The sequence below is a fragment of the Micromonospora krabiensis genome (assembly GCF_900091425.1).
Lineage (GTDB): Bacteria > Actinomycetota > Actinomycetes > Mycobacteriales > Micromonosporaceae > Micromonospora > Micromonospora krabiensis.
In genome coordinates this window covers 4,945,498-4,971,929 of sequence record NZ_LT598496.1, presented here as the reverse complement: position 1 = coordinate 4,971,929, position 26,432 = coordinate 4,945,498, and the positions used below count along the sequence as shown (strand labels likewise).

Here is a 26,432-nt window from a genome sequence, read left to right as displayed (position 1 = left end):
CGGCGAGGGCGGGGGGTTACTCCTTGATTTGGTAGGTGGGGCGGATGACTGCTCGGGCCAGGGTGTGGAAGGTCAGGTTGAAGCCGACGTAGGCGGGGCTGGCGTCCGGGGTGACGTCGAGACGGTCGACGTCCAGGGCGTGCACCGCGAAGACGTACCGGTGCGGCCGGTCCCCGGCCGGCGGAGCGGCGCCGCCGTAGCTCTGCTCGCCGTAGTCGTTGCGGACGGAGAACGCCCCACCCAGGTCGGCGCCCGCACCGCCGCCCGCGCCCGTGGGCAGCTGGGTGACCCCGGCCGGCACGTTGACCAGCACCCAGTGCCAGAAGCCGCTGCCGGTGGGGGCGTCCGGGTCGTAGCAGGTCACGGTGAAGCTGCGGGTCTCGGCCGGGAAGTCCGACCAGGTGAGCTGCGGGGAGATGTTCTCGCCGCCGACGCTGCCGTGCGCGTGCCGCACGTCCATCGGCTCGCCGTTCTGCACGTCGTCGCTGGTCAGCGTGAACGACGGCACGGTCGGCAGCAGCTCGTACGGGTCCGGGGGGATGGGGCGTTCGAGGGTCATCGGTACGCGTGTCCTTCCAGGTTCGCGCAGAGTTTCTTCGCCCTTCTTACCCTGCGAGGCACCGGTAATCGACCGGAAGCGCCAGGTGTCACCGAGCCGTTCGTCTCAGTCCGTCCGCCCGTCATTTCACTACCTTTGACGGCAGGCGACCATCCGGGGAGAGACCTTCTTGACCAGAATCTGGCGCGACTTCCTCGCCGCCCTGGTGAGCGCGTTCCGGCACCGCCCGGACGCCGTGGTCACCGAGGAGCGCCGACGCGCCGTGCAGCGACTGGCCGAGGAGACCATCCGGGAGCACCGGCGGGCCACCGACCCGCCGGACTGATCGGCTCGGCTCCCGTGAAGTCGGGGCGTCGAGGAGCCCGGGCACCCCGGCTTCGGGAAGATCGGGTGGATCAGGCGGCACCTGGCGTGTTCGCTACCCGCGTGGCGGAGGGTGTGGGATTCGAACCCACGAAGACATCGCTGCCTTACCGGTTTTCAAGACCAGCGCCATCGGCCACTAGGCGAACCCTCCCGGGTCGCGACCCGGAGGACGCGACCGTGCCTAGTCTGCCATGACGCGCGGCCGGGCGAGTGAGGGCCGCTCCCCGATCGAGGTGGGCGGCGACCGGTCCTCAGCGGCCGGGAGCGCGCTGACCACGGCGATCAGCATCGTCGCCGCTCCACAGTGGCCTCCTGATCGCTCGGCGGCTGAGCCGAGGACCGACCGACAGCGCCGGCAACAGCAGCGGAGCCGGCGATGCGGCTACGCGGCGAGCGACGCCTTGGCGACGTCGATGGCGTCGAGCAGCTCCTCGTGGTGCGGGAACCCCTCCTCGACGACGGCGAGGTCCACCCCGCACTCGCGCTGCCGCGTCCGCAGCAGCGTCTCCTCCACCGGGGCCTCCGGGAAGGCCAGCGGGTCGAGCCCGGGAACCCGGTCGACGTCCTCGGCCAGGAGCCACGTGTTCTGCTCGTCGCAGCGGACCACCCCGGCGGCGATCCCCCTGGTCCACTGGTCGAAGAGCACCGCCAGGCTGGTGGCGGCCCGGACCGTCTGCCAGACGTCCGTACCGATCTCGTAGCGCCAGATCTCGCCCTCGCGCTCGCCCGCGAGGACGAACGTGTAGAGCAGGAAGTCGAAGTGGAACAACGGTAGTTGCCACCGCCAGGGGAACGGCGTGCCGATGGACAGGCTCAGGTAGTCGAGCGCGTCTCCGTCCTCCGGCCAGGGCATCCGCCAGCCGGCGTTGGGCAGCAACCGCTGCTCCGGCCACCGCTGCGCCTGCAGCCAGGTCAACTGCTCCGCCACGTGGTCGACGCCGAAGATCCGGAGAACCTGGTCCGGCGGCCGCCCGGCCGGTGCCTCGCCCTGGTCCGGCCAGTCCAGGCCGGCGGCCGTCGCCGCGGCACGGTACGCCCGGACGGCGTCGCGCAGCACGTGCAGGTCATCGAGCATCGGGAGGCTCCTCGGCCAGGCGGTCCGGCACGACGGCGAGCGGCCGGAAGGACGGGGCACGCACAGGCTAGGGGGTGAACCGGGGCCCCGGGTGCCGGGGCGGACGGATCGGGTAAGACTGGGACATGCGAGCGATCACCGTTCCGAAGCCCGGTGGACCCGACGCGCTGGTGTGGGCCGACGTGCCCGACCCGGAGCCCGGGCCTGGTGAGGTGCTGGTGGAGGTGCGGGCCAGCGCGGTGAATCGGGCGGACCTGCTGCAACGGCAGGGTCTCTACCCGCCGCCGGCGGGCGCGCCCGCGTACCCCGGCTTGGAGTGCTCCGGCGTGGTCGGCGCGGTCGGTCCGGGGGTGACCGGCTGGGAGGTCGGCCAGGAGGTGTGCGCGCTGCTGTCCGGCGGCGGGTACGCCGAGCGGGTGGCGGTGCCCGCCGGGCAGCTGCTGCCGGTGCCGGCCGGCGTCGACGTGGTCGACGCGGCGGCGCTGCCGGAGGTGGCCTGCACCGTCTGGTCGAACGTGGTGCGGCTGGCCGGGCTGCGGGCCGGCGAGACGCTCCTGGTGCACGGCGGCGGCAGCGGGATCGGCACGTTCGCGATCCAACTCGGGGCGGCGTTGGGCGCCACGGTGCTGACGACCGCGCGGGCGGGCAAGCACGACCGGCTGCGTGAGCTGGGTGCGGCGTACGCGATCGACTACCGCGAGCAGGACTTCGTGGCGGAGGTGCGGCGGCGTACGGACGGCCGGGGCGCGGACGTCATCCTCGACATCATGGGCGCCTCCTACCTGGACCGGAACGTGACCGCGCTGGCGACCGGCGGGCGGCTGGTGGTGATCGGGATGCAGGGCGGACGCAAGGCCGAGCTGGACCTCGGCGCGTTGCTGACGAAGCGGGCCACGGTGGCGGCGACCGCGCTGCGGTCCCGGCCGCCGGAGGAGAAGGCGGAGATCGTCCGGGGCGTGTGGGACGAGGTGTGGCCGCTCATCGAGGCGGGGAAGATCCGGCCGGTGGTGGACCATCGACTGCCGATGGCGGAGGCGGCGACGGCCCACCGGATGGTCGAGGGCGACCACGTCGGCAAGGTGCTGCTCACGACGCGATGACGGCCGCCTCGTGGTCGCCGTCCGACGCCGGCGAGCCGTCCGACGCCGGCGAGCCGTCCGACGCCGGCGAGCCGTCCGACGCCGGCGAGCCGTCCGACGGCGCCGAGCCGTCCGACGCCGGCGAGCCGTCGGGCGGCGCCGAGCCGTCGGGGCGGGGCAGCATCAGCCGGGGCCCCGCCCCCTCGCCGCCGAGCGTGTCGCCCGGGTTGTAGAGCGTGCAGCGCTGCAACGACAGGCAGCCGCAGCCGATGCAGCTGTCCAGGTCGTCGCGGAGTTTGGTCATCAGCCGGATCCGCTCGTCCAACCGCTCCCGCCAGGTCGCCGAGAGGCGGGCCCAGTCGGCGGCGGTCGGCGTGCGGGACGCGGGCAGCGAGTCGAGCGCCGTGCGGATCTCCTCGAGCGAGACACCGACCTGCTGGGAGATCCGGATGAACGCCACCCGGCGCAGCTCGGTGCGGGGGTAGCGGCGCTGGTTGCCGCCGGTGCGCTCGGCCCGGATCAGGCCGAGCCGCTCGTAGTAGCGCAGCGCCGACGGGGCCACCCCGCTGCGGGCCGAGAGCTGGCCGATGGTGATGGATTCGTGCACGCTGTCACCTTGAGTTGAAGTGGACTTCAACTTGCAGGCTAACCGCATGACCACCACCACCGCCAACACCACCCGGACGGGGCCAGGGTCGCCCGCCGCCGTCGGGACGACCCTGCCGGCTCCGGTCGCGACAGCCCTCGACCGGGTACGCGCCGGGCGCGAGTTCGGCGCCAACGTCTACTCCACCGTCGACGTGCTCTGGGTGCTCTACGACCGGATCCTCCGGATCACCCCCGCCACCGTCGACGATCCCGACCGGGACCGGTTCCTGCTCTCCAAGGGTCACGCGGTCGCCGGCTACTACGCCGTGCTCGCCGCGAAGGGGTTCATCCCCCACGGCTGGCTGGACGACCAGGGCGGCCCGGGCAGCCGGCTCGGCGACCACCCGGACCGGACGCTGGTGCCCGGGGTCGAGATCGGCTCCGGCTCGCTCGGCCACGGGCTCGGGCTCGGCATCGGCATCGCCCTCGGGCTACGCGCCCAGGGCCTGCTCACCCCGCGCGTGTACGTGCTGATCGGCGACGCGGAGCTGGACGAGGGCTCCAACCACGAGGCGATCGCGTACGCGGGCGCCACCGGTCTCGACAACCTGACCGTCGTGGTGGTCGACAACCACTCGGCCACACACGGCTGGACCGGCGGCGCGGCGGCCTGCTTCGCGGTCAACGGCTGGACGGCCGAGACCGTCGACGGGCGGGACCACGAGGCCCTGCACCGGGCCCTGACCGGGCACGACGGCCACCGACCGCACGTCGTCGTCGCGGTCGTCGACGGGGAGGTGTGACCGTGCGGGAGACGTTCGTCGACACCGCGACCTACCTGCTCGCCGAGGACCCGCGGCTCGCGCTGGTGCTCGCCGACATCTCGGCGGCCGCCTTCGCGCCGGCCGCGGGGCGACACCCCGACCGGGTGGTGAACGTGGGTATCCGGGAGCAGTTGATGGTGGGCGTTGCCGGTGGGCTGGCGCTCAGCGGGCTCCGACCGATCGTGCACAGTTACGCGCCGTTCCTGGTGGAGCGCGCGTACGAGCAGCTGAAGCTGGACCTGGACCACCAGGGCGTGAGCGCGGTGCTGGTCAGCGTCGGCGCGTCGTACGACCGCGCGGCGGCCGGCCGGACGCACCTGTCACCGGCCGACGTGTCGTTGATCGACACGTTGCACGACTGGACGGTGTACGTGCCCGGGCATCCCGACGAGGTCGCGGGGCTGCTGCGCGACGCGGTGGCCGGCGACGGGTCGGCGTACGTCCGGCTGTCGACCCAGCGGAACGACCGGCCGTGGGGCGGCGACGGGGCGCTCACCGTGGTCCGGGACGCCGGACCGGGCGCACCGCTGCTGGTGGCGGTGGGGCCGGTGCGGGACGCGGCGGTGGCGGCGGTGGCCGACCTGCCGGTGACGGTGGCGTACACCCACCGGCCGCGCCCGTTCGACATCGCGGGGCTGCGGGCGCTGGCGGGCGCCGAGGTGATCTTGGTCGAGCCCTACCTGGCCGGCACGTCGAGCCGGGTGGTGTCGGCGGCGCTGGCCGACCGGCCGCACCGGCTGCTGGCCCTGGGGGTGGGGCGAGCGGATCTGCGCCGCTACGGCGCGCCCGAGGACCACGCCCGGTGGCACGGGCTGGACGCCGCCGGCCTGCGCCGGTCGGTCGTCGACTTCCTGGAGTCGGTGCCGGTGAACGCCGGCTGAGCGGCGGCCGGATCGCTGGGGGTGCCGGGCCTCAGCGGGCCGGCACGGCGGGACGGCGGCGGGTGCGCTCCCGGCCGAGGATCCAGATCGCCTCGACGCCGTCCTTCCAGGTGATCTTCTTGCCCTCTTCCCGGTTGCGGGCGCGGTAGCTGATCGGCACCTCGTAGGGGCGGATCCGACGGCGCAGCAGCTTGCCGGTCACCTCGGCCTCCATGCCGAAGCCCCGGGAGCGGATGTCGAGCGAGCGGTAGAGCGCCACCGGCATCAGCTTGAAGCAGGTCTCCAGGTCGCCGATGTAGGAGTTGAACAGGACGTTCGCCGCCATCGTGACGCCCTTGTTGCCCATCACGTACCAGAAGCTGTAGGCGCTGTGGCTGCCGAAGGTGCGATTGCCGTAGACCACCGTCGCGCGACCGTCGAGCACCGGGTCGAGCAGCTTGGGAATGTCCTGCGGGTCGTACTCCAGGTCGGCGTCGAGGATGACCATGTACTCACCCTCGGCATTGTCCACCGCCGTCTTGATGGCCGCGCCCTTGCCGGCGTTGCGCGGGTGGTTGATCACCCGCAGTCGCTGGTCGTCGGCCCGGTCGAGGATTTCGGCGGTGCCGTCACGACTGCCGTCGTCGACGACCACCAATTCGATCTCGCACGGGTAATCGACCGCCAATGCCTGCTTGAGGGCATCCGCGATGCGTTCTTCCTCGTTGTAGACCGGCATGAGGATCGAGAGCTTCACGGGATTCTCCACGGTGGCGGGCAATATATCTGGCCTAGCCTAGCCTGGCTGGTCAGCGCGGTGGTGGCCGCCACCGTAGGGCATCCGGCGTGGCGAATCCAGTCCGATGGTGTTTACTTCCCGCCATGTCGGCAGCCGGCTCCCTTCTCGTGGTGGCGCCCGTCGCCGCGATGCTCCTGCTCATCGTCGCCACCCGGCCGGTCGGCGACGCGGTGGTGGCGCCGCTACGGCTCGCCGTGGTGCGGGCGGCGCTCGTCACGGGGAGTTTCGCGGTGCTCACCGTGGAGCTGCTCGGTGCGTTGCGAGCCCTGACTCCACCCGCGTTCGCCGGCGCCTGGCTGCTCTTCCTGGTCGCCGCAGCGGCTGCGGCCGGCTGGCGCCGCCGCCGGGACGCCGCCCGCCGCGCTGACGGGATCGCCGCCACCCCCCGCCCCGCTCTGGTCGGGGCGACCCCCGCGGCGACGCCGGTGGACGCCCCGGACCCGGCCACCGTCGCGCCCACCTACGCCGCCGAGGGCCGGTATGCCCACGCCGAGTGGTCGGCCCGGCTCGCCGACCGCTGGCGTACGGCGGGACGAGTCGACCGGCTCCTCGCCGGAACGGTCGGCGGACTGGTGCTGGTGGAGCTGCTGATCGCCCTGCTGGCGGAGCCGAACAACTTCGACTCGCAGACGTACCACCTGCCCAAGGTGGAGCACTGGGTCGCCCAGGGCGCCCTGGAGTTCTGGCCGACCGCGATCCACCGGCAGGTCACCATTCCGCCCGGCGCCGAATACCTGCTGCTGCACCTGCGCCTGCTCACCGGCGGCGACCGACTACACAACCTGGTGCAGTGGGCGGCCGGGGTGGGCTGCCTGCTCCTGGCCGCCCGGATCGCCGCGCAGCTCGGCGGCGGTCGGCGGGCCCAGCTGCTCACCGCGTTCGTGCTGGCCACCACGCCGATGGTGGCGCTCCAGGCGACCAGCACCCAGACCGACCTGGTGGCGGCGGCCTGGGCAGGGTGCGTCGCCACGCTGGTGCTGGACGGGCTGCGCCGGCGGACCGGGGTGGGCACGCTGCTCGGCCTCGGGGTGGCCACCGGGCTGACCGCGGTGACCAAGACCAGCGGCCTGATCGCGGTCGGTCCGCTCCTCGTGCTGTGGGGACTCGCCCAGCTGCGGCTGGCCCGCGTCGGCGGCGCGGCCGACCCGGCCGGAGCCGCCACGGCCACCGGCACCGGCCGGGTGCCGTCCGTCGGCGCCGGCCGGTCGGCGGGCTCGCCGGTCGCCGGGATCACGCGTACGGTCGGCGCCTCGGCGCTGATCCTGGTGCTCGCGGCGGTGGTGGTCGGCCCGTTCCTGGCGCGCGTCCACGCCGAGTTCGGTCACCCGCTCGGGCCGCCCCGGCTGCGTGAGTCGATCCCGATGGAGCGGCACGACCCACCGTCGGTCCTGGTCAACGCGCTGCGGATCGCGCACACCGCGTTCGACACGCCGCTGGCGCCGCTGCGTCGGGCGGCCGCTGACGCGATCATCGGCGGAGCCGGAGTGATCGGCGTCGACCCGCAGGACCGGGCGATCACGTTCGGTCGGGAACTCTTTCCGGAGCCGGCCTGGTATCCGGACGAGGACCGGGTGGCCTTCCCGCTGGCCGGATCGTTGGCCCTGCTCGGCGCGCTCTTCGCGCTGGTCCGGCCACAGCGGATCAGCGCGGGGCACGCCGGGCCGCTGCGCGCGTACGCGGTCGTGGTGGTGGCCGCCGTCCTGCTGCACACCGTGATGATCAAGTGGCAGCCGTGGGGGAACCGCCTGCTGCTCTACGCGCTCGTGCTGGCCGTGCCCCTGGCCGGGCTGTGGCTGGACGCGCTCTTCCGGCGGCACGCCACGCGCCCGGCCGGGGCGAAGACAGCGGAGACCGGTTCCGCCCCGCGCGGGCGGCGGTCGATAGCGACGCTGGCGGCGGTGACCGTGCTGGCCGGCTCCGCGCTCGCCGGGGTGCTCGCCCTGTCGTACGGCTTCCCGCGCCGGCTGGTCGGCGCGGGCTCGGTCTTCACCACCTCGGAGTGGGACACCCGGTTCCTGCGCCGACCGCAGTGGGCGGACGAGTTCCGCTGGGCCGCCGAGGCCGTCCGCGACAGCGGCGCCCGCCGGATCGGCCTGGTCGAGCAGAACGACAACTGGGAGTACCCGTGGTGGCTGCTGCTGCGCGACGCCGACGGCCGGTCGCCGGATCTGGTGGCGCTCCAGTCGGTGCTGCCCGATCGCCCTCCGGCGGATCCGTCCTCGGTGGACGCGATCGTGTGCACCGGCAGCCGGCCGGCGTGCGTGAAGCTGGTGCCGGCGGGGTGGCGGGTCGAGTACCGCGGCTACGTCGGATACGCGCTGCCGCCCGGATAGTCCGAAGGGTGCCGCTCGGCACCCGCGCAAGGATCGCGAGGCTCGAACCCGGAGGGAGCGGCCGGACCCGGGCGGGTACGGCCACTCCCTCCGCGCGTCAGCCCGCTACTTCTGCCGAGGGATCACGATCAGGCGGGCCGTCGCCGTGTCGCCGTCCTTGGCGCCGGCGACACCCAGCGTCGTGCCCACCTTCACCTCACTGGGCTGCACCGACGTGCGCCGCTCGACCACCCGCAGGTCGTCGCCGAACCGCCAGGTCAGGCTGAACCCGTCGGTGGACTTCACCGTCACCGAGTCGCCGTCGACCGCGGTCACTACGCCGCGCTGCACGACCACCGTCTTCGAACCACCGTCCCGGGTCTGCACCACCGCCTCGCCGTGCATGGTGTTCTTTCGCAGCAGCACCCGGGCCTTGTGGCGCTTGCGCAGCTCCTCGGCGCGCTCACGCCGCGGCTTGTCGGCGCCGGCCGTGGGCGTGGGCGTGGGCGACGTGGCGGTGGCGACCTCCACCACGTCCAGGTCGTCGGCGTCGAAGCCCATCGCGGTGAGCGCCTGGCCCTCGGCGCCCATCGCCGCGGCGACCTCCACCGCGGCCTCGCCCGTCGGCTGCCCCGCCCGCTCGGCCACACCGCAGCCGCTCACACCGAGCGTGACCGCCGCCAGCAGCGCCGTCCCGGCCACGAATCCCCACCGTGCCATGACTCTCCTCCCGTCGACCGGTACTCCCCGCCCCCCGCGGAGGCAGGGCCCTCGATGTGCCCAGGCTCTCCCACCCGCACGAGCGGAAGGTCAGGCCGATGTTCGGGCCAGGTAAGGATCCGGGGGCAGCCGGACGGTGAACGCCGCCCCGCCCTCGGGGGCGTGCCCGGCCACGATCTCGCCACCGAGACGACGGACCAGACCGGCGGCGAGCGCGAGCCCGAGACCGCTGCCCACCTTGCGCACCCCGCGGTACCGCTGGTGCAGCGCGCCGCGTTCGAACGCCACCGCCAGGTCGTCGTCGGTGAAGCCCGGCCCGCCGTCCCGCACCTCGACGATCCCACCGGCCGTCGGGCCCGGGCCCGCCGGCCGGACCGCGAGCACCACCGGCGCCCCCGGCGGTACGACCCGCAGCGCGTTCTCCAACAACCCGTCGACCACCTGCCGGATCCGGCCCGGATCGGTGTACGCCGGCACCGGGCCGACCGGAGCCTCGACCCGGAACGCGACGCCCACCGCGGCGCACCGTCCGCTCCAGGTGCGCTCGACGTCGGCGGCCAGCCCGGTCAGGTCGACGGCCACCGGCTCCAGCGGAAAGTCCGCCGCCTCCAGCCGCGCCAACGCCAGCAGGTCGCTGACCAGCCGGTCCAGGTGCTCGGCCTCCGCCAGCACCGTACGGCCCGTCCCGGCCACCTCGTCCGGCCCGATCACCCCGTCGGCCAGCGCCTCCGCGTAACCCCGGATCGCCGTCAACGGGGTGCGCAGCTCGTGCGAGACGGAGAGCAGGAACTCCCGCTGCCGTCCCTCACTGGTGGACAGCGCGGTAGCCAGCCCGTTCAACGCCTCGGCCAGGTCGGCGACCTCGTCCGGCGGTTCGACCGGCACCCGGACCGCCCGGTCGCCGGCCCGCAGCCGGGCCGCCGCGCTCGCGGCGGTGCGGATCGGCCGGGCCAGCCGGCGGGCGAGCAGGAGCCCGGCGACCACACCGGCGGCCAACCCGGCGACCAGCGGCGCCCAGAGACTCAGCAACACCTGTCGCCAGACGCCGGTGGCGAGCGGCCGGGCCAGCACCACCCCGTTGCCGCCCGGCAGGGCACGGCCCTCGACCAGCGCCCGCCGTCCGTCCACCAGCCGTCGGGCGGAGACGTTGCGCCCCTCGGCGACCCGCTGCACGACCCGCGGCGGCAGACCCGACCGGTCGACCGCGCCACCCCGGATCAGGTACGCGTCGATGCCCTGGGCCCGCAGCTGCCGGATGAGCCGCTCCTCGTCCGCACTCCCGCCCCGGTCGACGCGGGTCCGCAGCACCTCGGCGGCGAGGCGGGCCTGCGCGGCCAGCGCCTCCTGGTCCCGCCGTTCCACGCCACGCAACCCCACGGGCACCGCGACGATCGCGGTGACCAGGACGGACACCAGCGCCACCGCGCAGGTGACCAGCACCGCCCGGGCGGTCAGCGTCCGGCCGAGCCGGGACCGGGACACGGTCGGCGGCGGGGTGCCGAGCACCGGCAGGGCGACGGTGGGCTCACGCATCGGCCGCGTACCCGACGCCGCGGTGGGTCCGGATCACGCTGGCCGCGCCGAGCTTCGCGCGTACCTGCGCCACGTGCACGTCGACGGTCCGGGTGCCGGCGTGGGCCGCGTAGCCCCAGACGCCGGCCAGCAGCTCCTCCCGGGTGAAGACCCGGCCGGGGCGGGCCATCAGGTGGGCGAGCAGGTCGAACTCGGTCGAGGTGAGCTGCACCGGGTGACCGGCGGCGGTCACCGTCCGGCGCGCCGGGTCGAGCGTCACCGCGCCGAGGACCCGGGGGCGGCCCAGCTCGTCCGGCGGCCCCGCCGTGCGCCGCAGCACCGCCCGCACCCGGGCCACCAGTTCGCGCGGGCTGAACGGCTTGGTCACGTAGTCGTCGGCGCCCAACTCCAGGCCGACGATCCGGTCCACCTCGTCGTCGCGCGCGGTGAGGAAGATGACCGGCGTCCAGTCGCCGTCCTCGCGCAGCCGGCGGCAGACCTCGGTGCCGGGCAGGCCGGGGAGCGCGATGTCCAGCACGCACGCCACCGGGCGCAGCCGCCGGGCGGCGGCCAGGCCCGCGGTGCCGTCCCGTTCCAGGTGTACGCCGAAGCCGTCCCGGCTCAGGTAGAGCCGGACCAGGTCGGCGATCGCCGGCTCGTCCTCGACCACGAGGACGAGCCCGCGGTTCGGTGGCTCGACGGTCACCGGCCCATGATTGCCGACGGGACGGCCCGGGTGCCGGTCCGGTGATGTTCGGATTCGGTAAAGGCCGCGCTCAGCGGACGGCCTCGGAGGCGTAGCCGCCGGGGCGGCGGCTCAGCGGACGACGGCCGGGCGGAACGTGGCGGGCCGGGCGCCGGCCGGCGGCTCGCCGATCGTGGCGACGATCCGCTCCTTGGCCGCGCGCAGGCGGGTGCGGAAGGCGTGGTTGAGCAGCGCGTCGAGCTGCCACACCTGCTTCGGGTGAGTGGTCCGGATCAGGAACCGCTCGCGGACACCGTCGATGGCGGTGGCCGCCAGCTCGACGGAGTGCAGCCGCGGGTCGGGGCTCCAGGTGACGTTGCTCAGCTCGCGCAGCTCGGTGTTGAGGTGCAGCCGGAGCCGGTGCAGCACCCGCGTCTGCTGGGTGACCACGAGCCGACGGTGGGTGAGCAGGAGCAGGTACTCGCCGCCGACCGGACGGTCGGGACGGCTGCACCGGGTGACCAGGATCGTGGCGTCGCCCGAGCCGACACAGCGGCGGAACACGGGCATGTGCCGGCTGACGGTCTGGACCGCCAGACCGGCCTCGGCGGCGGCCGGAAGGAACGTTCGGGAGAAGACGTCCATGCCCTGCCCAACGACCTCCGGACGGGGGTGACGTGGGTCACGCCGGGATTTTGCAACTTCCACGCCCACGGTCGCACCGGATGTGCGACGCGGCGGGACCGCAGGTCGGCGCCTGGGTGCGCGCCGTCGGGCCGGTGGAGCGGGGACGCGGTGGGCAGTGGCGCGGTGGCGAACTCAGCCGCCGACCAGCTCGGCCAGCCAGCCGGGCACCGCCTCCGCGTACTCCGCCCGGGCCGGGTCGGTGGTGTCCAGGGCTCGCCGCCAGGACAGTGACCGGCTGACGGTGGTGAGGGGGACGGCGAGGTCGGCGGCCTCGGCGAGCGTCCGGCGGTCGTGCCGGTCGGTCCACGGCTCCAGGTACGCGTCCCGCAGCCGGGTCAGCGCGGGATCACCCGCCTCCAGCTGGAAGCCGTAACCGACCGAGCGCAGGGTCACCAGCAGGGTGCCGAACGGGTGCGCGACCGACGCGTCACCCCAGTCGAAGAAGCGGTAGCCGGCCGGACCGGCGAAGACGTTCCCGTCGTGCAGGTCGTCGTGCTGGATCGTGGCGGGGATGGCGAGCTCGGCCAGCCGTCGGCACCGCTGCGCGTACGCGGGCAGCTCCGCGCGCAGCCGCCCGTACGCCTCGGGGCTCAGCCCGGCGGCCGCGCCGACGCGAAGCGACTCCTCGTCGTCGAGGAGGTCGGCGAGGAGCGTCGGCAGCCGTTCGGGGCGGTGGTCCGGGACGCCCAGGTCGAGCAGGTGGTCGACCCGGGGCGCGGTGGCCCGCTGGAGTGCGGCGTACTCGGGGAGGAGCCGCTCCCAGTGGGTCAGGTCCCGGTGCCGACCGAGCAGGTCGCGGAGCGACTCCCCGCCGTCGGGCAGCAGCGACCAGCCCCGGGCGGCGTCCAGCGCGATCGGCTCCAGCACCCGGCCGGGGGCCAGCTCCGCCAGCGCCCCGAGCAGCGCCGCCTCGTGGCGGGTGCCCGGGTTGTTCGCCTTGAACCACACCGGCCCGGCGTCGGTGGGCACCTGCCACACCAGCGACCAGGGTCGGATCCGGGCCTCGACCGGCCCGGTCACCCGGCGTCCCGACGCGGCCAATCGCGTCTCGATCCAGGCGTGGGCCTCGTCCTGCCAGCGGGGGTCGGCCCAGGCCGGCCGGTCTTCTCCGGAGGTCGTCACCGGACGGAGATTAGGGGCCGGTCGCGGCGAGGGCCAGACCTTTTCGCGCGTGCCGGACGGTTCAGAGCAGCTCGACGATGGTGGCGTTGGCCATGCCGCCGCCCTCGCACATCGTCTGCAGTCCGTAGCGGATGCCGTTGTCCCGCATGTGCTGGAGCATCGTGGTCATGATCCGCGCTCCGGAGCCGCCGAGCGGGTGTCCGAGGGCGATCGCACCGCCCCGCGGGTTGAGCCGCTCCGGGTCCGCCTCGGTCTCGGCCAGCCACGCCAGCGGCACCGGGGCGAAGGCCTCGTTCACCTCGTACACCCCGATCTCCTCGATGCCCAGCCCCGCGCGGCGCAGCGCCTTCGCGGTGGCCGGAATGGGGGCGGTGAGCATGGTGACCGGGTCGTCGGCGGCGACCACCGCGGTGTGGATCCGGGCGAGCGGCCGCAGCCCGTGGCGGCTGGCCCAGTCGGAGGTGGTCACCGCGAGCGCGGCGGCACCGTCGGAGATCTGCGACGCCGACCCGGCGGTGACCACGCCGTCGGCGCGGAACGGGGTGGCCAGCTCGCCCAACTTCGCCAGGGAGGTGTCCCGACGGATGCCCTCGTCGGCCGCGAACTTGCCGCCGTCGGCCAGCACGACCGGCGCGAGCTCCGGGTCGAACGCGCCGGCGTCCTGCGCCGCCGCCGCCTTCTCGTGGCTGGCCAGCGCGAACTCGTCGAGCTGGGTGCGGGAGAACCGCCACCGCTCGGCGATCAACTCCGCTCCGACGCCCTGGTTGAACGGGAGCGGCGAGTCCTCGGCGAAGCCCTCCACGCCCCGGTAGCGGTCGCGGATCTGGTCGCTGAACGGCATGCCGCCGGCGACGCTGGAGCCCATCGGCACCCGGGTCATCGACTCGACCCCGCCGGCGACCACCAGGTCGGCCTGTCCGGACAGAACGGTGGCGGCGGCGAAGTGCAGAGCCTGCTGGCTGGAGCCGCACTGCCGGTCGAGCGTCGTGCCGGGCACCGACTCCGGCCAGCCGGCCGCGAGGACACCGTTGCGGGCGATGTTCCACGACTGCTCGCCGACCTGTGACACGCAGCCCCAGAACACGTCGTCGACCTGGGTGGGGTCGATGCCGGTGCGCTCGGCGAGCGCGCGCAGCACGTGGGCCGACAGGTCGACCGGGTGCACGCCGGCCAGGCTGCCCTTGCGCCGACCCACCGGGGTGCGTACGGCGCCGACGATAACCGCGTCACTCATCTTTACTCCCCGGTAACTTGGGCTGCCCCGATAGTACGTCGTCCCGCGACCGCCCGTCGGCCCCGACCCGGCGCGGGCGGCGCGTCCGCTGGCATGCTGGACGGGTGGATGAGGCGTCCCCTTCGAGCCAGTGGCGGGTGCCGGCGGGTCTACCGGTGGCGAAGCTCGTCGCCGGAGCGTTGCTGCTGGCCCTGGGCCTGCTCTTCGCCGACGGTGATCCGGTCCGGCTGGCCCTCGCCGGCCTCGCCGCGGCCGGGCTGCTCGGCTGGGCCCTACGCGACCTGATCGCCCCGGTCCGGTTGACGCTGGACGACAGCGGCGTCACCGTCGTCCGCGGATTCGCCGGCCGGCGGCACCTGCCCTGGTCCGCGATCGAGGCGATCACCGTGGACCGTCGACCGCGGCTCGGGCTGACCACCGAGACCCTTGAGATCGACGCGGGCGAGTCGCTGCACCTGTTCGGCCGGTACGACCTGGACGCCCCACCCGCCGAGGTGGCCACGACGCTGCGAGCCGCCCGTCGCGCGGCCGACGCCTGACCGCGGTGACGGGAGGCGGGGCGGCACGGGGGCGGGGCGCGGGCGGCGCCGCTCGCCTCAGCCGGCGAGGAGCTGCGCGGTCCGGATCAGCGCCAGGCCGATCAGCGCCACCAGGATGATCACGCCGCCGGCGAGCTGCACCAGCGAGCGGTGGGACCGGGGGGCGTACGCCAGCACCAGGGACATCAGCCCACCGACCACCAGGCCGCCCAGGTGCCCCGCGACGGAGATGCTGGGCACGGTGAACGTCAGCACCAGGTTGATCACGAGGATCGGCAGGATCGACGAGGTGTCCCGGCCGAGCCTCCGCATGATAACGAAGATCGCGGCGAAGAGCCCGAAGATGGCCGTCGATGCGCCGGCGGACGCCGAGTTCTGCGCGCTGAAGAGGTAGGCCGCGACGTTGCCGCCGAGACCGGCGAGCAGGTAGAGGCCCAGGAAGCGCAGCGGACCGAGGGTCGCCTCCAGCGACCGGCCCAGCACCCAGAGCGCCCACATGTTGAGCAGCAGGTGGAGAAGGCCGTAGTGCAGGAACATCGCGGTGATCAGCCGGTACCACTGGCCGTCCGCGACACCGCCCACCGTGCCGTCGGGGAAGATCGCCAGCCCGATCACCGAACCCCAGTCGGTGAGGGGGGTGTTGCCGCCGAGCAGGCCGCCGAAGCCGGACCCGCCGACCGCCGCGTCCCCACCCCGGTCGGAGGCGATGGAGAGGACCATGAGCAGCACGTTCAACCCGATCAGGGTCTTCGTGACGTAGCCGCGCCGGCCAGCGGCACCGCCGCCGAAGGCGGTGCGCGCCGGCCGGACACTGCGGCGTCCCTCGCTGACGCACTCCGGGCACTGGTGCCCGACCGAGGCCGCCCGCATGCAGTCCGGGCAGATCGGCCGGTCGCAGCGGGTGCAGCGGACATACGTCTCCCGGCCCGGGTGCCGGTAGCAGACGGGGGTGGTCGGCGGCGACTCGCTCACCGGCCCCGCCCTCCGGAGCGCTCAGTCATGCGAGCAAAGGTACCGCGCTGTCGCCTCAGTCAGCGCTGCCCTCGATCTCGACCCGCTCGATGACGACGTCCTGCAGCGGACGATCGCTCGGGCCGGTCGGGGTGTTGGCGATCGAGTCGACGACCTTCGCCGACTGCTCGTCCGCGACCTGACCGAAGATGGTGTGCCGGTTGTTCAGGTGCGGCGTCGGGGCGACGGTGATGAAGAACTGCGAGCCGTTGGTGCCCGGCCCGGCGTTCGCCATCGCCAGCAGGTACGGCCGGTCGAAGCGCAGCTCCGGGTGGAACTCGTCGGCGAACTTGTAGCCCGGCCCACCGCGACCGGTGCCGGTCGGGTCACCCATCTGGATCATGAAGCCGGAGATCACGCGGTGCGAGATCGTGCCGTCGTAGTACGGCCCGCTGCCCGGCTGACCGGTGCGCGGGTCGGTGTACTCGCGCTTCCCCTGGGCCAGTTCGACGAAGTTGCGGACGGTCTTCGGCGCGTGGTTGGGGAAGAGCTCCAGACGGATCGGGCCAGCGTTGGTGTGCAAGGTGGCGTAGACAGCCTCGGCCACGGGTACTCCTCACTCGTTGGTCAGTTCCATGCGGATCCTCCCATGTGCCCGATCTGGCATCGCGGAGGCATCCGAAGGTGGAGGATGACGAAGGAACAACTCCCAGGAGGTGGGACCGTGTTTGGACGGGGACGGCGAAAGTCCCAGGGGCAGCTGGCCCGGGCCGAGCTGAACCAGAGCATCAACCATCTGATGCAGGCGGCCACGTACGCCGCGAAGGGCGCCGGTGCGACCGTCGGCCCGCGGGTCCAGGCGGCCCGGGACTACGTCGGACCGACGGCGGTGAAGGTGCGTGACCGCGCCGCGACCGGCTGGGGGACGACGCTCACCTCGCTCGCACCGCTCGCCGCGGCCGCCCGCGACGGCGCCGTGCAGGCGGGTTCGATGACCAGGAAGGCGAAGTCGAGGAACATGCGGATCACGGGGAAGAAGAAGCAGTCGCGTCGACGTGGCTCGATGATGACCGGCCTGCTGGCCGCGGGCGCGGTCGCCGGGCTGGCCGGCGCCATGGCCATGCGCCGCCGCCGCGAGCAGCAGGAGTGGGCCGAGTACGACCCCACGCGGAGCCTGGAGCCGATGCGCGACGACATCGACACCATCGAGGTGCAGACCCGGTCGACGCCGGGCGGGGCCAAGATGGCCGACGCGAGCACGTCCGGAGTGGGCGGTGGCCCGGTCGCCGCCGGCAGCTCCGCGGTGACGGGCGGCGGCAGCGCGTCCACCACCTCGCCCACCACGAAGTCGAAGATCCAGCCGACCGACAAGGTCCCCTCGGTCGCCGAGGGCGCCAAGGAGGTCTCCGGCCGCCCGGCCGACGACCTCACCAAGGCGCTGGGCAAGGACACGGCTCGCACCAACGGGCGCCGCTGACCACGGCGACGGCGGAAAGCGCCGGCGAGGCGGGGTGACCCCCGCTACGCCGGCGCTTCCACGTTTCCGGGGAAACCGCCTGACGGGTCGGCGGGTCAGAGCCAGCCGTTGCGGCGGAACCAGCGGTAGAGGCCGAGCGAGATGCCGAGCATCAGGGCGAGCACGACCGGATAGCCGTACGTCATCTTGAGCTCCGGCATGTTGTCGAAGTTCATGCCGTAGATGCCGGCGATGGCGGTCCAGACCGCGGCGATGGCGGCCCAGGCGGCGATCTTGCGCATGTCGTTGTTCTGGTCGACGGTGACCTGGGCGAGCCGCGCCTGGAGGATCGAGTTCAGCAGGTCGTCGTACGAGTTGACCTGCTCGACGGTGCGGCTCAGATGGTCCTGCACGTCCCGGAAGTAGCGCCGGATCTCCTTCGGCACCTCCCGGTTGACCTGGGAGGTCAGCGTCAGCAGCGGGCGTTGCAGCGGCACCACGGCGCGCTTGAACTCCACCAGCTCGCGCTTCATCTGGTAGATCCGCTGGATCCGGCCGCTGCCGTTGCGGTCGAAGACCTGGGCCTCCAGCACGTCGAGGTCGTCCTCGATCTGGTCGGCGACCTCCAGGTAGAGGTCGACCACCCGGTCGGTGACCGCGTACGCGACGGCCCACGGGCCCTGGAGCAGCAGGTCCTGCTTGCTCTCCAGGTCGGCGCGCACGGGCGAGAGTCGGCAGGCGTCACCGTGCCGGACGCTGATCAGGAAGTGCGGGCCGATGAAGAGCATCACCTGCCCGGTCTCCACCACCTCGGAGTTCTCGGTCAGCTCGGCGTGCTCGCAGTAGCGGGCCGTACGCAGCACCAGGAAGCTGACCTCGCCGAACTGCTCCAGCTTGGGGCGCTGCTCGGCCTTGACCGCGTCCTCGACGGCGAGTTCGTGCAGCCCGTACGTCTCGGCGATGGCGGTCATCTCCGCCAGCTCCGGCTGGTGCAGCCCGAGCCAGACGAAGCCGTTCTGCTCGCGGCGGGCGGCGGCCAGCGCCTCGGCGTAGGTCCACTCGCCGGGCTGCCGCCGGCCGTCGACGTAGAGCGCGCAGTCGACCACGCCGCTGCGTCCGCCGGAGCCGGCGGGCTGCGGGGTGGGATGGGAGCCGTCGGCGTTCAGAATCCGGCTCATCGCCCGGACCGGGGCCGCCCAGGCCCGAGGCAGGACCCGTGCCCCCTGCTGCGGGGCCGTCCGCCCCTGCTGTGCCCGATCGGTCATCGCTCCCCCTCCCCGCGCTCCGCTGCGGCTTGCAGGTTACGCCGCATCGAGCGGTCACTGCCCGTGACGTTCGTCGGAGGGTGGCGCCGGGCGGGCCGGGTCGCATCGGGGGATCGAGGGGGACGACGCGGCCCACCCGGCGCCCTGTGGGGGCGGGGGATCATGCTGGTCACGCCACTCGTCGCACGGGTCTTGGCGGTACCGCCCCGGTCAGCGCCCGGGGCGCCAGCGGGGAGCTGGGGCCGTGACGTCCGCTACACGATGTGAGTAACGCTCGCAGCATTGTGGGCCGCCGGCCGCCCGGGCGGGAGTCCCGAGGCGGCCGGCATCGTCATTTTGTCGGAAACCCGACAGAGTTCTCAGCCGCGCGCGGCCTCCACCGCCTCGGCCAGCCGCCGAACCCCCTCGTCGATCTTGTCGGCGGTGACGGCGGAGAAGGCGAGCCGCAGCGCGTTCCGCCCGCCGTCCACCACGAAGTCGCTGCCCTTGACCACGGCCACGCCACGCTCGGCGGCGGCCGGGGCGACCTGGTCGGCGAGCACGTCCTCCGGGAACTCCACCCACAGGAAGTAGCCACCGTCGGGCTCCACGAACCGGGCCTGCGGGAGGTGCCGGCGCAGCGACTCGGCGAGCACCCGGGCCCGCTCGCCCAGCGCGGCGCGGACCGTGTCGATCGAGCGGTCGATCTGGCCGGAGACGCAGAACTGGTGGACGATCGCCTGCGCGACCATGCCCGGCGAGATGTAGAGGCTGGTGGCCTTCTTGGCGATGTCGGCGATCAGGTCCGCCGGGCCGACCAGGTAACCGACCCGGACGCCCGGGCAGACCGTCTTGGTGAAGCTGGAGGCGTGGACGACCACGTCCCGGGTGTCCAGCGAGAGCATCGACGGCAGCGCCTCGCCCCGGAACCGGATGTCCGCGTAGGGGTCGTCCTCGAAGATCGTGAACCCGTACTCGGCAGCCAGGTCGAGCAGCTCGCGACGCTTCTCCAGGGAGAGCGTCACACCGGCCGGGTTCTGGTAGTTCGGGATGATGTGCGCGAGCCGGGGACGGACCCCGGACTCCAGCAGCTTGCGCAGCTCGGCGGTGTCGAGGCCGTCCGGCTGGATGGAGACGCCGTGCAGCTCGCTCCCCATCCGCTGGAGGTTCTGCAGCGTCCGGTCGTACGTCGGTCGCTCGACCACCACCGCGTCGCCGGGGCGGACCAGGTGGTCGAAGAGGAAGGCGTCGGCCTGGAGGGAGCCGTTCGTGACCAGCACCTGCTCCGGTGTCACCCCGTGCTTCTCCGCGATCCACTTCCGGAGTGGGAGGTAGCCGACGGAGGTGCCGTACGCCGTGACCCCAGCGGGATCGGCGTCGAAGGCGCGGACGGCGGCGGCCTTGAGCCCCTCGACATCGACGATGTCCAGCGACGGAGCCCCGCGGGCGAAGGAGATCAGCTGCTCGGCGGTCATGGCTGTTCAGCGTACGGGCGGCTGCCGGGACCACGCGGACGGCACGGCGATGTCCGCATCCTGAGCCACCGGGTCGGGTGACCCGGGGCCGCCCGCCGGCCGGGAAGTCAGGCCGGAAGGGCGAGCGGGTCGAGCTGCGGCTCGCGGGAAAGCCCCTCCAGGTGCAGGCCGAGCTCCGCGAGGAGCTGCCCCCAGTCGAAGTAGGAGCGCCATGCGGCGATGCATCCGCGGCGCACCCGGACCACGTCCACCACCGCCCAGCTGACCGTCCGCCCGGTCGGCGCGACCGTGCCGAACGGCGAGTGCAGAACACCGGCGTGAGTGCCGGTGAGGCGCTGCTCGACGGCCGCCCCGGTGGTGGTCTGCACCGCGCCGACCGGGTCGACGCGCAGGTCCGGGAAGGCTCCGGTCCAGGTACGCAGCAGGGCGGGCAGTTCGATCGGACGCACCGTGACACCGGGCATCGCGTAGAAGGCGTCCGGCGCGTAGAGATCGGGCAGCCGGGCGACGTCGCGCCGCAGGAGCATGGCGTACTGCTGCCCGACCAACCGCTCGGCGCTACGCATGACGGCCTCCCCCACGGGCCACGGTGTCTCCGCGCCCGTGCGGGAATCCTTACCCGTCGATCCGGCCGCCAACCCTGCCGGGCCGGTCAGGCGGTGTGCGCCATCCGGCTGTCGGCCCAGACCCGCATGATGTCGCGCACCGAGATCACCCCGGCGACCTCGCGGCCGTCGAGCACCACCAGGTGCCGGAAGCCGCCCCGGGCCATGGCCGCCGCGGCCTCCTCGACGGTCCAGTCCGGACCGGCGTAGACCACGTCCCAGGTCAGGTGGGCGCCGGTGCGCTCGACGTCGCAGTCGAGCCCCGCGCCGATGGCGTTGAGCACGTCGCGTTCGGTCATGATCCCGACGCCCTCGGAGTCTGGGTCGATCACCACGGCGGAGCCGATCCCGCGCTCGGACATCATCGTCGCCGCCTGTCGGAGAGTGTGCTCCGGACCGACGACGAGGACCTGGCTGGACATCGCTTCCCGTACCTGCATCACGCATCACCCCTTTGGGACGGTGGCATCCGGTAGGGACATGGTGGGCCGTCGATGTTACCGAGGCAAGAACCAGGGCTATCGGGTTCGCGGGCGGCGGCCGGCTCGCACAGCAGCGCCGAAGATACGCTGAGTGAGCGCCGGGTGAACCCCGGTTGACCGTTGGCGGGCCGGCAGGCGGCGCTATCCTCGCCCGGTGACACGCAGTCGACCGAGGGAGGAAGCCGGCATGATCGGGATGGTGCTCGCGGCCGGGGCCGGACGCCGGCTGCGGCCGTACACCGACACCCTGCCCAAGGCCCTGGTGCCGGTCGACGGCGAGATCACCATCCTCGACATCGCGCTCGGCAACCTGGCCGAGGTCGGGCTCACCGACATCGTGATCGTGGTGGGCTACGCGGCGGACGCCGTCCGGGAGCGCCAGGCCGCGCTGGAGAAGAAGTACGGCGTGACCCTCACCCTCGTGCACAACGACAAGGCCGAGGAGTGGAACAACGCCTACTCGCTGTGGCTGGCCCGGGAGTACTTCGGGCGGGGCGTGCTGCTGGTCAACGGCGACACCGTGCACCCGGTGAGCGTGGAGAAGACCCTGCTGGCCGAGCGCGGGCCGGGCATCCTGCTCGCCGTCGACACGCTGAAGCCGCTGGCCGAGGAGGAGATGAAGACCACCTTCGACGCGGCCGGGCAGCTCACCCGCATCACGAAGCTGATGGACCCCGGTGAGGCGTACGGGGAGTACATCGGCGCGACGCTGATCGAGCCGCAGGTGGCCGACGCGCTCGCCGACGCGCTGGAGGCGACCTGGCGGCGCGACCCGAACCTCTACTACGAGGACGGCTACCAGGAGTTCGCCGACCGGGGCGGCGAGGTGCGGGCGGCCCCGATCGGTGACGTTCCGTGGGTGGAGGTCGACAACCACGCCGACCTGGCCCGGGCGCGGGAGATCGCGTGCCGCTACTAGCGCGTACGGTCAACACCCCGCTGCTGATCGAGGTCCGGCGCGGGGCGGTGGCCGACCTGGGCCCGCTGCTGGTCGACAAACGCATCTCGGCCGGCGGTGACGTCGCCGTGGTGGTCGGGCCCGGGCAGGGCGAGAAGATCGTCGAGCTGTGCATGCCCAGCCTGGGGTCGGCCGACGTCTTCACGGTCGCCGGCGGCACCATCGACGCGGCGAACCAGCTGGGCGACCGGCTCCGGACGCGCTCCTACGACGCCGTGGTCGGCGTCGGCGGGGGCAAGACCATCGACACCGCCAAGTACGCCGCCACCCGGTACGGCATCCCGATGGTGACCGTGGCGACCTCCCTCGCCAACGACGGGATCGCCTCGCCGACCGCCTCGCTCGACCACGAGGGCGGCAAGGGCTCCTACGGCGTCCACATCCCGATCGCCGTGATCGTCGACCTGGACTTCGTGGAGAACGGCCCGGACCGGCAGACCCAGGCCGGCATCGGGGACGCGGTCAGCAACCTCAACTCCTGCGCCGACTGGGAGCTGGCCCACGAGGTCCGCGGCGAGCCGATCGACGGGCTCGCGGTGACCCTGGCCCGGACCGGCGCCGAGGCGTTGATCAACCATCCCGGCAAGATCACCGACGACGGCTTCCTCACCACGCTCGCCGAGGCGCTGATCCTCGGCGGCATCGCCAGCTCGGTGTGCGGGTCGACCCGCCCGGTCAGCGGCGGCGACCACGAGATCTCGCACGCCATCGACCACCTCTTCCCCGGCACCGCCTCGCACGGCGAGCAGGTCGGGCTCGGCGCCCTGTTCTGCACGTTCCTGCGCGGCGAGACGGAGCGCTTCGGCCAGCTCGCCCGGTGCCTGCACCGCCACGGCCTCGCCACCACCCCCGCGGACCTGCGGCTCACCGACGACCAGTTCGTCGAGGCCGTGCGGCACGCCCCCAGCACCCGGCCGGACCGCTACACCATCCTCGAACACCTCGACCTGTCCGCCGACGACCTCCGGACCCGGCTTGGAGACTACGTTGACGCCCTCCGTGACCACCTTGGCTGAGCCCGTCCGGCCGACCGCGGCCGACTTCCACCGGACCAACCGGGGCGGCGGCCTCTTCAGCGAGTCGATCAGCCAGTGGATCGGGGCGTCCTTCGCAGTCGCCGCGCACCGGCTGGGGCTGCGCCCGACCGCGCTGACCCTCACCAACCTGGTGCTCGGTCTGGCCACCTCGGTCACCGTCGTCGCGCTCGCCGCGCCGGTGGCGCGGGGCGACGTGCCGGCCTGGGTGGTCGGGCTGCTGGCGCTGGTCGGCTGGCAGGTGGCGTACGCGCTGGACTGCGCGGACGGCCAGCTCGCCCGGGTGACCGGTCAGGGCAGCGCGGCGGGTGCCCGGGTCGACGTGCTCTGCGACGTGGCCGCCCAGATCGCCCTGGTCGCCGCGCTCGGGGCGACGGCCGTGGCGCAGCACCCGTCCACCCCGAGCTGGCTGGTCGCCGCGTTCGCCGGCACCTGGATGGTCAACCTGGTCACCTCGGTGATGCAGGCCGGCCCGAACGCGGCCAGCATGGTCACCTCGACCTCGCTGCCCGTACGCCTGGTGAAGCTGGTCCGCGACTACGGCGCGGTGATCTTCGTGGCCGCGTTGGTGCTGCTCCTCGCGCCCGCGCTGGCGCTCTGGGTGATGGTCGCGTTCACGATCGTCAACGGCGGTTTCCTGCTGGCGAGCATCGCCTTCAGCGCCCGGGCCAGCCTGCGCTGACTGTGAGGCTGGCGGGGTCGGTCCGCAGGTGATGGGCTGATGGTCGGCGGCAGCGGACGTGACTCTTGCTCTGACTGGCTCCGTGCCTTTGCCGGGACTTGTCCGTCTGCTGCTGCCGGCGCCGGCCCGGCGGGAGACGTTTGGCCTGATCAGGAGCTTGACCGCCAGTTAGCGGCTGGCGTGTCTCATCACAGTCCTGCCATCTCCGCACCGGACCGGACCTTGCGTCCCCACGGTTTGGAGAGAACGCATGTCCATGCTGGCAGATCTGGTCGAGGTCGTCATCGGCGTCGACACGCACACAGACACCCACACCGCCGCGCTGCTCGACACCCGCACCGGCGGAGTCCTCGCCAGGGCCACGGTGAACACCGACCCGGACGGCTACGCCGAGCTGGTGGCCCTGGCCGAGCAGCACTCAGGGTTGCGGGCCTGGGCGCTGGAGGGCTCCGGCGGCTACGGCGCCGGCTTGGCCCGGCACCTGGCCGACGCTGGTGAGCTGGTCGTGGAACTGGACCGGCCGCAGCGACCGGCACGCCGAGGCGGGGCGAAGTCCGACCCGATCGACGCCGAACGCGCCGCCCGCGACGCCTTGGCCCGCACCCGCCTGGCGCAGCCCAAGACCGGCCCCGAACGGGCCGCGCTGCAGGCACGGCTGACCGCCCGCCGCGCCGCCGTGGAAGCCAGCGCCGCCGCCCAGCGACAGCTGCACGCGTTGGTGATCACCGCTCCTGAGGTGGTGCGGGCCCGCTTCCGCGGCCAGAGCACCCGCCTCATGCTCACCACCGCCACCCGACTACGCCCCACCACCAACGCCGATGTCGAGGTGTTCACCTGTCTGACCGTGTTGCGGGACCTCGCTCGCCGCGTCCGCTTCCTCGAAGCTGAAGCCACCGCGCACGAGAAGGCGATCCGGACGATCGTGCGCTCCTGGCGACCAGACCTGCTCGACCTCACCGGCGTCGGACCGATCGTCGCGGCCACCGTACTCACCGCGTGGTCCCACCCGGGGCGCTGCCGCAACGACGCCGCGTTCGCCATGCTCGCCGGCGCCGCCCCGATCCCGGCGTCCTCCGGCAAGACCATCCGTTACCGGCTCAACCGCTCAGGAGACCGCCAACTCAACCGCGCCCTGCACACCGTCGTCCTGACCCGGCTGCAACGCGACGAACGCACCCGCGCCTACGCCGAGCGCCGCCGCACCCAAGGCAAAACCGACCGGGAGATCAAACGCTGCCTCAAACGCTACGTCGCCCGAGAGCTCTACCGACACCTCGAAACCTCCACCAGGACCACTTGACGCGGCATAGGAGCGTCCAGGATCTATCGGCGGACCCCCGCGTAGATGTCGATGAGCCGCTTCGTGACCACGTCCGGGTGGAAGGTGCGCTCGTAGCGCAGCCGCGCGGCCTGGGTGAACGCCGGAGCGCCGGCACGGGCCAGCGGCAGCGCGGCGGAGAGCGCCGCCGCCTCCGGCGGCACCACCCAACCGGCCTCGCCCGCCACCACACCGGCCGGCACGGCGGCCGTCCCGGTCGGCGGCACGGGAACGGAGTGCGCCCCGGCGGCGCCGGTGCCGGCGGGGACCCGCGGCGTGTCCGCGCCGACCAGGTACGGGATGCCACCCAGGGCGGTGCCGAGCACCGGCCGACCACTGGCCAGCGCCTCGATGATCACGGTGGGCAGCACGTCGTGCCAGGTGGAGGTGGCCAGCACGACGGCGGTCGACTCCAGCGCGGCCCGGACCCCGGCCCGGTCCAGCGGGCCGAGGAACGTCACGTCCGTGCGCTCGGCGGCGGCCGCCTCGGCCAGCGGGCGCAACTCGCCGTCGCCCGCGATGCGCAGCGGGCCCAACGTCCCGTCCGGGTGCCGACGCCAGGCGTCCAGCAGCAGGTCAAGCCCCTTCTCGGGGGAGAGCCGGCCCAGGAAGAGGAACCCGTCACCCAGCGGCGCCGGGCGCCCCGGGTCGGGGATCCCGTTCGGCTTGACCACGATCCGGTCGGCCGGGATGCCGTAGTCGCGCAGGTGCGCGGCGACCGCCGAGGTGAGCGCCACGAACCGGTCCACCGACCGCCAGGTGGGTCGGTGGACGGCCAGGGTGGTCGCCATGAGGGCACTCTGCGCCCGGGAGCCGCGGTAGCAGCGGTGCACGACCGCCGGGACACCCAACGCCCGGCCCCGGCAGTCCTGGCAGATCATCCCGTCCCGGAAGTAGAGCCCGGAGGAGCAGACCTGGCGGTAGTTGTGGACCGTCTGCACGACCGGAACACCGTGCCGGTGGGCGGTGCGAACCACCCAGGGCGACAGCAACGGGTACGGATTGTGCAGGTGCAGCACGTCCGGCCGGTGCTCGGTGAACAGCCGGCTCAGGTCGTGCTGGGCGCGCGGAGCCCAGATCGGCGAGATCGGCAGCAGCGCCTTCGCCGCCTTCGACATCGACGGGATCTCGTCCGAGCTGCGGATGAACGGCAGCACCTCCACGCCGGCCGCGGTCAGCTGGTCGATCTCCGCGTCGACGATGGTGTTCTCGCCGGACGGCTGAGCCTCCCGGTACCGGTTGTGCGCCACCACGATTCTCACGGGA

27 protein-coding genes, 1 tRNA gene and 1 pseudogene are annotated in these 26,432 nt (G+C 73.3%); 11 read left to right on the top strand and 18 right to left on the bottom strand.

The features are described 5' to 3' along the window. Positions 1-16: 16 nt before the first annotated feature. Positions 17-559 carry a YbhB/YbcL family Raf kinase inhibitor-like protein gene (locus tag GA0070620_RS22770; RefSeq protein ID WP_091594032.1) on the bottom strand — a complete coding sequence of 181 codons (543 nt, stop codon included), beginning with the start codon at positions 557-559 and terminating at the stop codon, positions 17-19. 169 nt (positions 560-728) lie between these two features. Between GA0070620_RS22770 and GA0070620_RS32790 the strand changes: the two genes are divergently transcribed. Continuing rightward, a complete protein-coding gene (locus tag GA0070620_RS32790) occupies positions 729-884 on the top strand; it encodes a hypothetical protein (protein WP_157741690.1) in 156 nt (51 codons plus the stop codon). 102 nt (positions 885-986) lie between these two features. Here the strand turns inward: GA0070620_RS32790 and GA0070620_RS22765 are convergent. Both GA0070620_RS22765 and GA0070620_RS22760 read right to left on the bottom strand, forming a co-directional pair. After that, a tRNA-Ser gene (locus tag GA0070620_RS22765) sits at positions 987-1,076 on the bottom strand. 231 nt (positions 1,077-1,307) lie between these two features. Continuing rightward, entirely contained in the window at positions 1,308-2,000 is a 693-nt protein-coding gene (locus tag GA0070620_RS22760; protein WP_091594030.1) for a hypothetical protein, read from the bottom strand. A 125-nt stretch (positions 2,001-2,125) separates the two neighbouring features. Between GA0070620_RS22760 and GA0070620_RS22755 the strand changes: the two genes are divergently transcribed. Continuing rightward, entirely contained in the window at positions 2,126-3,100 is a 975-nt protein-coding gene (locus GA0070620_RS22755; RefSeq protein ID WP_091594028.1) for an NAD(P)H-quinone oxidoreductase, read from the top strand. 151 nt (positions 3,101-3,251) lie between these two features. On the opposite strand, the pseudogene soxR reads toward GA0070620_RS22755, so the two are convergent. Continuing rightward, a pseudogene (gene soxR, locus GA0070620_RS22750) lies at positions 3,252-3,686 on the bottom strand (redox-sensitive transcriptional activator SoxR); the annotation flags it as partial. 46 nt (positions 3,687-3,732) lie between these two features. On the opposite strand from soxR, the gene GA0070620_RS22745 reads away from it, so the two are divergent. Next, a complete protein-coding gene (locus GA0070620_RS22745; RefSeq protein WP_091599209.1) occupies positions 3,733-4,470 on the top strand; it encodes a thiamine pyrophosphate-dependent enzyme in 738 nt (245 codons plus the stop codon). Positions 4,471-4,472: 2 nt separating this feature from the next. Next, positions 4,473-5,372 carry a transketolase family protein gene (locus GA0070620_RS22740; RefSeq protein ID WP_091594024.1) on the top strand — a complete coding sequence of 300 codons (900 nt, stop codon included), beginning with the start codon at positions 4,473-4,475 and terminating at the stop codon, positions 5,370-5,372. A gap of 31 nt (positions 5,373-5,403) precedes the next feature. On the opposite strand, the gene GA0070620_RS22735 is transcribed toward GA0070620_RS22740, so the two are convergent. Then, positions 5,404-6,108: a glycosyltransferase family 2 protein gene (locus GA0070620_RS22735; protein WP_091594022.1), complete on the bottom strand. Its 705-nt coding sequence runs from the start codon at positions 6,106-6,108 to the stop codon at positions 5,404-5,406. Positions 6,109-6,233: 125 nt separating this feature from the next. Between GA0070620_RS22735 and GA0070620_RS22730 the strand changes: the two genes are divergently transcribed. Continuing rightward, positions 6,234-8,483, top strand: coding sequence for a hypothetical protein (locus GA0070620_RS22730; RefSeq protein ID WP_091594021.1), 2,250 nt, complete (start codon positions 6,234-6,236; stop codon positions 8,481-8,483). A 105-nt stretch (positions 8,484-8,588) separates the two neighbouring features. On the opposite strand, the gene GA0070620_RS22725 is transcribed toward GA0070620_RS22730, so the two are convergent. The 6 genes from GA0070620_RS22725 to GA0070620_RS22700 all read right to left on the bottom strand — a co-directional run bounded on the left by GA0070620_RS22725 (position 8,589) and on the right by GA0070620_RS22700 (position 14,422). Beyond that, the gene (locus GA0070620_RS22725; protein WP_091594019.1) at positions 8,589-9,182 is read right to left on the bottom strand and encodes a hypothetical protein; all 594 of its coding nucleotides are present in this window, start codon (positions 9,180-9,182) and stop codon (positions 8,589-8,591) included. A gap of 90 nt (positions 9,183-9,272) precedes the next feature. Beyond that, positions 9,273-10,715 carry a sensor histidine kinase gene (locus GA0070620_RS22720; RefSeq protein WP_091594017.1) on the bottom strand — a complete coding sequence of 481 codons (1,443 nt, stop codon included), beginning with the start codon at positions 10,713-10,715 and terminating at the stop codon, positions 9,273-9,275. Beyond that, complete coding sequence (locus GA0070620_RS22715; RefSeq protein WP_091594015.1) at positions 10,708-11,400, bottom strand: response regulator transcription factor; 693 nt, start codon at positions 11,398-11,400, stop codon at positions 10,708-10,710. Before GA0070620_RS22715 ends, GA0070620_RS22720 begins: the two co-directional genes overlap by 8 nt. Before the next feature lie 111 nt (positions 11,401-11,511). Further along, positions 11,512-12,024, bottom strand: coding sequence for a hypothetical protein (locus GA0070620_RS22710; RefSeq protein ID WP_091594013.1), 513 nt, complete (start codon positions 12,022-12,024; stop codon positions 11,512-11,514). 174 nt (positions 12,025-12,198) lie between these two features. After that, on the bottom strand, positions 12,199-13,188 hold the full coding sequence (locus GA0070620_RS22705; protein ID WP_091594011.1) for a phosphotransferase: 990 nt from the start codon (positions 13,186-13,188) through the stop codon (positions 12,199-12,201). 61 nt (positions 13,189-13,249) lie between these two features. Then, positions 13,250-14,422: a thiolase family protein gene (locus tag GA0070620_RS22700; RefSeq protein ID WP_091594009.1), complete on the bottom strand. Its 1,173-nt coding sequence runs from the start codon at positions 14,420-14,422 to the stop codon at positions 13,250-13,252. 104 nt (positions 14,423-14,526) lie between these two features. Here GA0070620_RS22700 and GA0070620_RS22695 point away from each other — a divergent pair, with 104 nt between their 5' ends. Further along, on the top strand, positions 14,527-14,961 hold the full coding sequence (locus GA0070620_RS22695) for a PH domain-containing protein (protein WP_091594007.1): 435 nt from the start codon (positions 14,527-14,529) through the stop codon (positions 14,959-14,961). A 57-nt stretch (positions 14,962-15,018) separates the two neighbouring features. On the opposite strand, the gene GA0070620_RS22690 is transcribed toward GA0070620_RS22695, so the two are convergent. Together GA0070620_RS22690 and GA0070620_RS22685 are read right to left on the bottom strand one after the other, a co-directional pair. Beyond that, a complete protein-coding gene (locus GA0070620_RS22690) occupies positions 15,019-15,933 on the bottom strand; it encodes a rhomboid family intramembrane serine protease (protein WP_091594005.1) in 915 nt (304 codons plus the stop codon). Positions 15,934-15,988: 55 nt separating this feature from the next. Then, the gene (locus GA0070620_RS22685) at positions 15,989-16,519 is read right to left on the bottom strand and encodes a peptidylprolyl isomerase (RefSeq protein ID WP_091594003.1); all 531 of its coding nucleotides are present in this window, start codon (positions 16,517-16,519) and stop codon (positions 15,989-15,991) included. Between the two features lie 84 nt (positions 16,520-16,603). On the opposite strand from GA0070620_RS22685, the gene GA0070620_RS22680 reads away from it, so the two are divergent. Then, positions 16,604-17,389, top strand: coding sequence for a hypothetical protein (locus tag GA0070620_RS22680; RefSeq protein ID WP_091594002.1), 786 nt, complete (start codon positions 16,604-16,606; stop codon positions 17,387-17,389). A gap of 95 nt (positions 17,390-17,484) precedes the next feature. Here GA0070620_RS22680 and corA read toward each other — a convergent pair whose 3' ends face one another. From corA to GA0070620_RS22660, 4 genes are all read right to left on the bottom strand, one after another. Continuing rightward, entirely contained in the window at positions 17,485-18,633 is a 1,149-nt protein-coding gene (gene corA / locus GA0070620_RS22675) for a magnesium/cobalt transporter CorA (RefSeq protein ID WP_091594000.1), read from the bottom strand. A gap of 359 nt (positions 18,634-18,992) precedes the next feature. Beyond that, positions 18,993-20,087: an aminotransferase-like domain-containing protein gene (locus GA0070620_RS22670; RefSeq protein ID WP_091593999.1), complete on the bottom strand. Its 1,095-nt coding sequence runs from the start codon at positions 20,085-20,087 to the stop codon at positions 18,993-18,995. A gap of 107 nt (positions 20,088-20,194) precedes the next feature. After that, positions 20,195-20,653 (bottom strand): ester cyclase, encoded by a 459-nt coding sequence (locus tag GA0070620_RS22665; protein WP_091599206.1) that lies wholly within the window; start codon positions 20,651-20,653, stop codon positions 20,195-20,197. An 86-nt stretch (positions 20,654-20,739) separates the two neighbouring features. After that, positions 20,740-21,132: a CBS domain-containing protein gene (locus tag GA0070620_RS22660; protein ID WP_091593997.1), complete on the bottom strand. Its 393-nt coding sequence runs from the start codon at positions 21,130-21,132 to the stop codon at positions 20,740-20,742. A 229-nt stretch (positions 21,133-21,361) separates the two neighbouring features. Between GA0070620_RS22660 and GA0070620_RS22655 the strand changes: the two genes are divergently transcribed. The 4 genes from GA0070620_RS22655 (at position 21,362) to GA0070620_RS22640 (ending at position 25,148) form a co-directional block, all read left to right on the top strand. Next, positions 21,362-22,093, top strand: a complete 732-nt coding sequence (locus tag GA0070620_RS22655) for a phosphocholine cytidylyltransferase family protein (protein WP_091593995.1) — start codon at positions 21,362-21,364, stop codon at positions 22,091-22,093. Next, positions 22,081-23,148 (top strand): iron-containing alcohol dehydrogenase family protein, encoded by a 1,068-nt coding sequence (locus tag GA0070620_RS22650; RefSeq protein ID WP_091593993.1) that lies wholly within the window; start codon positions 22,081-22,083, stop codon positions 23,146-23,148. Before GA0070620_RS22655 ends, GA0070620_RS22650 begins: the two co-directional genes overlap by 13 nt. Next, a complete protein-coding gene (locus GA0070620_RS22645) occupies positions 23,132-23,848 on the top strand; it encodes a CDP-alcohol phosphatidyltransferase family protein (protein WP_091593991.1) in 717 nt (238 codons plus the stop codon). The genes GA0070620_RS22650 and GA0070620_RS22645 overlap by 17 nt, the downstream gene beginning before the upstream one ends. Positions 23,849-24,098: 250 nt before the next feature. Beyond that, positions 24,099-25,148: an IS110 family RNA-guided transposase gene (locus GA0070620_RS22640; protein WP_091591165.1), complete on the top strand. Its 1,050-nt coding sequence runs from the start codon at positions 24,099-24,101 to the stop codon at positions 25,146-25,148. 23 nt (positions 25,149-25,171) lie between these two features. Here the strand turns inward: GA0070620_RS22640 and GA0070620_RS22635 are convergent, their stop codons facing one another. After that, a complete protein-coding gene (locus GA0070620_RS22635; protein ID WP_091593989.1) occupies positions 25,172-26,428 on the bottom strand; it encodes a glycosyltransferase in 1,257 nt (418 codons plus the stop codon). Positions 26,429-26,432 lie beyond the last annotated feature (4 nt).

Coding starts and splice junctions, on each gene's coding strand:
- GA0070620_RS22680 (WP_091594002.1), top strand. CDS start 16,604: ATGACGAAGGAACAACTCCCAGGAGGTGGGACCGTGTTTGGACGGGGA.
- GA0070620_RS22755 (WP_091594028.1), top strand. CDS start 2,126: ATGCGAGCGATCACCGTTCCGAAGCCCGGTGGACCCGACGCGCTGGTG.
- GA0070620_RS22730 (WP_091594021.1), top strand. CDS start 6,234: ATGTCGGCAGCCGGCTCCCTTCTCGTGGTGGCGCCCGTCGCCGCGATG.
- GA0070620_RS22760 (WP_091594030.1), bottom strand. CDS start 2,000: ATGCTCGATGACCTGCACGTGCTGCGCGACGCCGTCCGGGCGTACCGT.
- GA0070620_RS22665 (WP_091599206.1), bottom strand. CDS start 20,653: ATGCGTAGCGCCGAGCGGTTGGTCGGGCAGCAGTACGCCATGCTCCTG.
- GA0070620_RS22770 (WP_091594032.1), bottom strand. CDS start 559: ATGACCCTCGAACGCCCCATCCCCCCGGACCCGTACGAGCTGCTGCCG.
- corA (WP_091594000.1), bottom strand. CDS start 18,633: ATGACCGATCGGGCACAGCAGGGGCGGACGGCCCCGCAGCAGGGGGCA.
- GA0070620_RS22640 (WP_091591165.1), top strand. CDS start 24,099: ATGTCCATGCTGGCAGATCTGGTCGAGGTCGTCATCGGCGTCGACACG.
- GA0070620_RS22660 (WP_091593997.1), bottom strand. CDS start 21,132: ATGCAGGTACGGGAAGCGATGTCCAGCCAGGTCCTCGTCGTCGGTCCG.
- GA0070620_RS22655 (WP_091593995.1), top strand. CDS start 21,362: ATGATCGGGATGGTGCTCGCGGCCGGGGCCGGACGCCGGCTGCGGCCG.
- GA0070620_RS22710 (WP_091594013.1), bottom strand. CDS start 12,024: ATGGACGTCTTCTCCCGAACGTTCCTTCCGGCCGCCGCCGAGGCCGGT.
- GA0070620_RS22720 (WP_091594017.1), bottom strand. CDS start 10,715: ATGCGTGAGCCCACCGTCGCCCTGCCGGTGCTCGGCACCCCGCCGCCG.
- GA0070620_RS22700 (WP_091594009.1), bottom strand. CDS start 14,422: ATGAGTGACGCGGTTATCGTCGGCGCCGTACGCACCCCGGTGGGTCGG.
- GA0070620_RS22670 (WP_091593999.1), bottom strand. CDS start 20,087: ATGACCGCCGAGCAGCTGATCTCCTTCGCCCGCGGGGCTCCGTCGCTG.
- GA0070620_RS22725 (WP_091594019.1), bottom strand. CDS start 9,182: ATGGCACGGTGGGGATTCGTGGCCGGGACGGCGCTGCTGGCGGCGGTC.
- GA0070620_RS22745 (WP_091599209.1), top strand. CDS start 3,733: ATGACCACCACCACCGCCAACACCACCCGGACGGGGCCAGGGTCGCCC.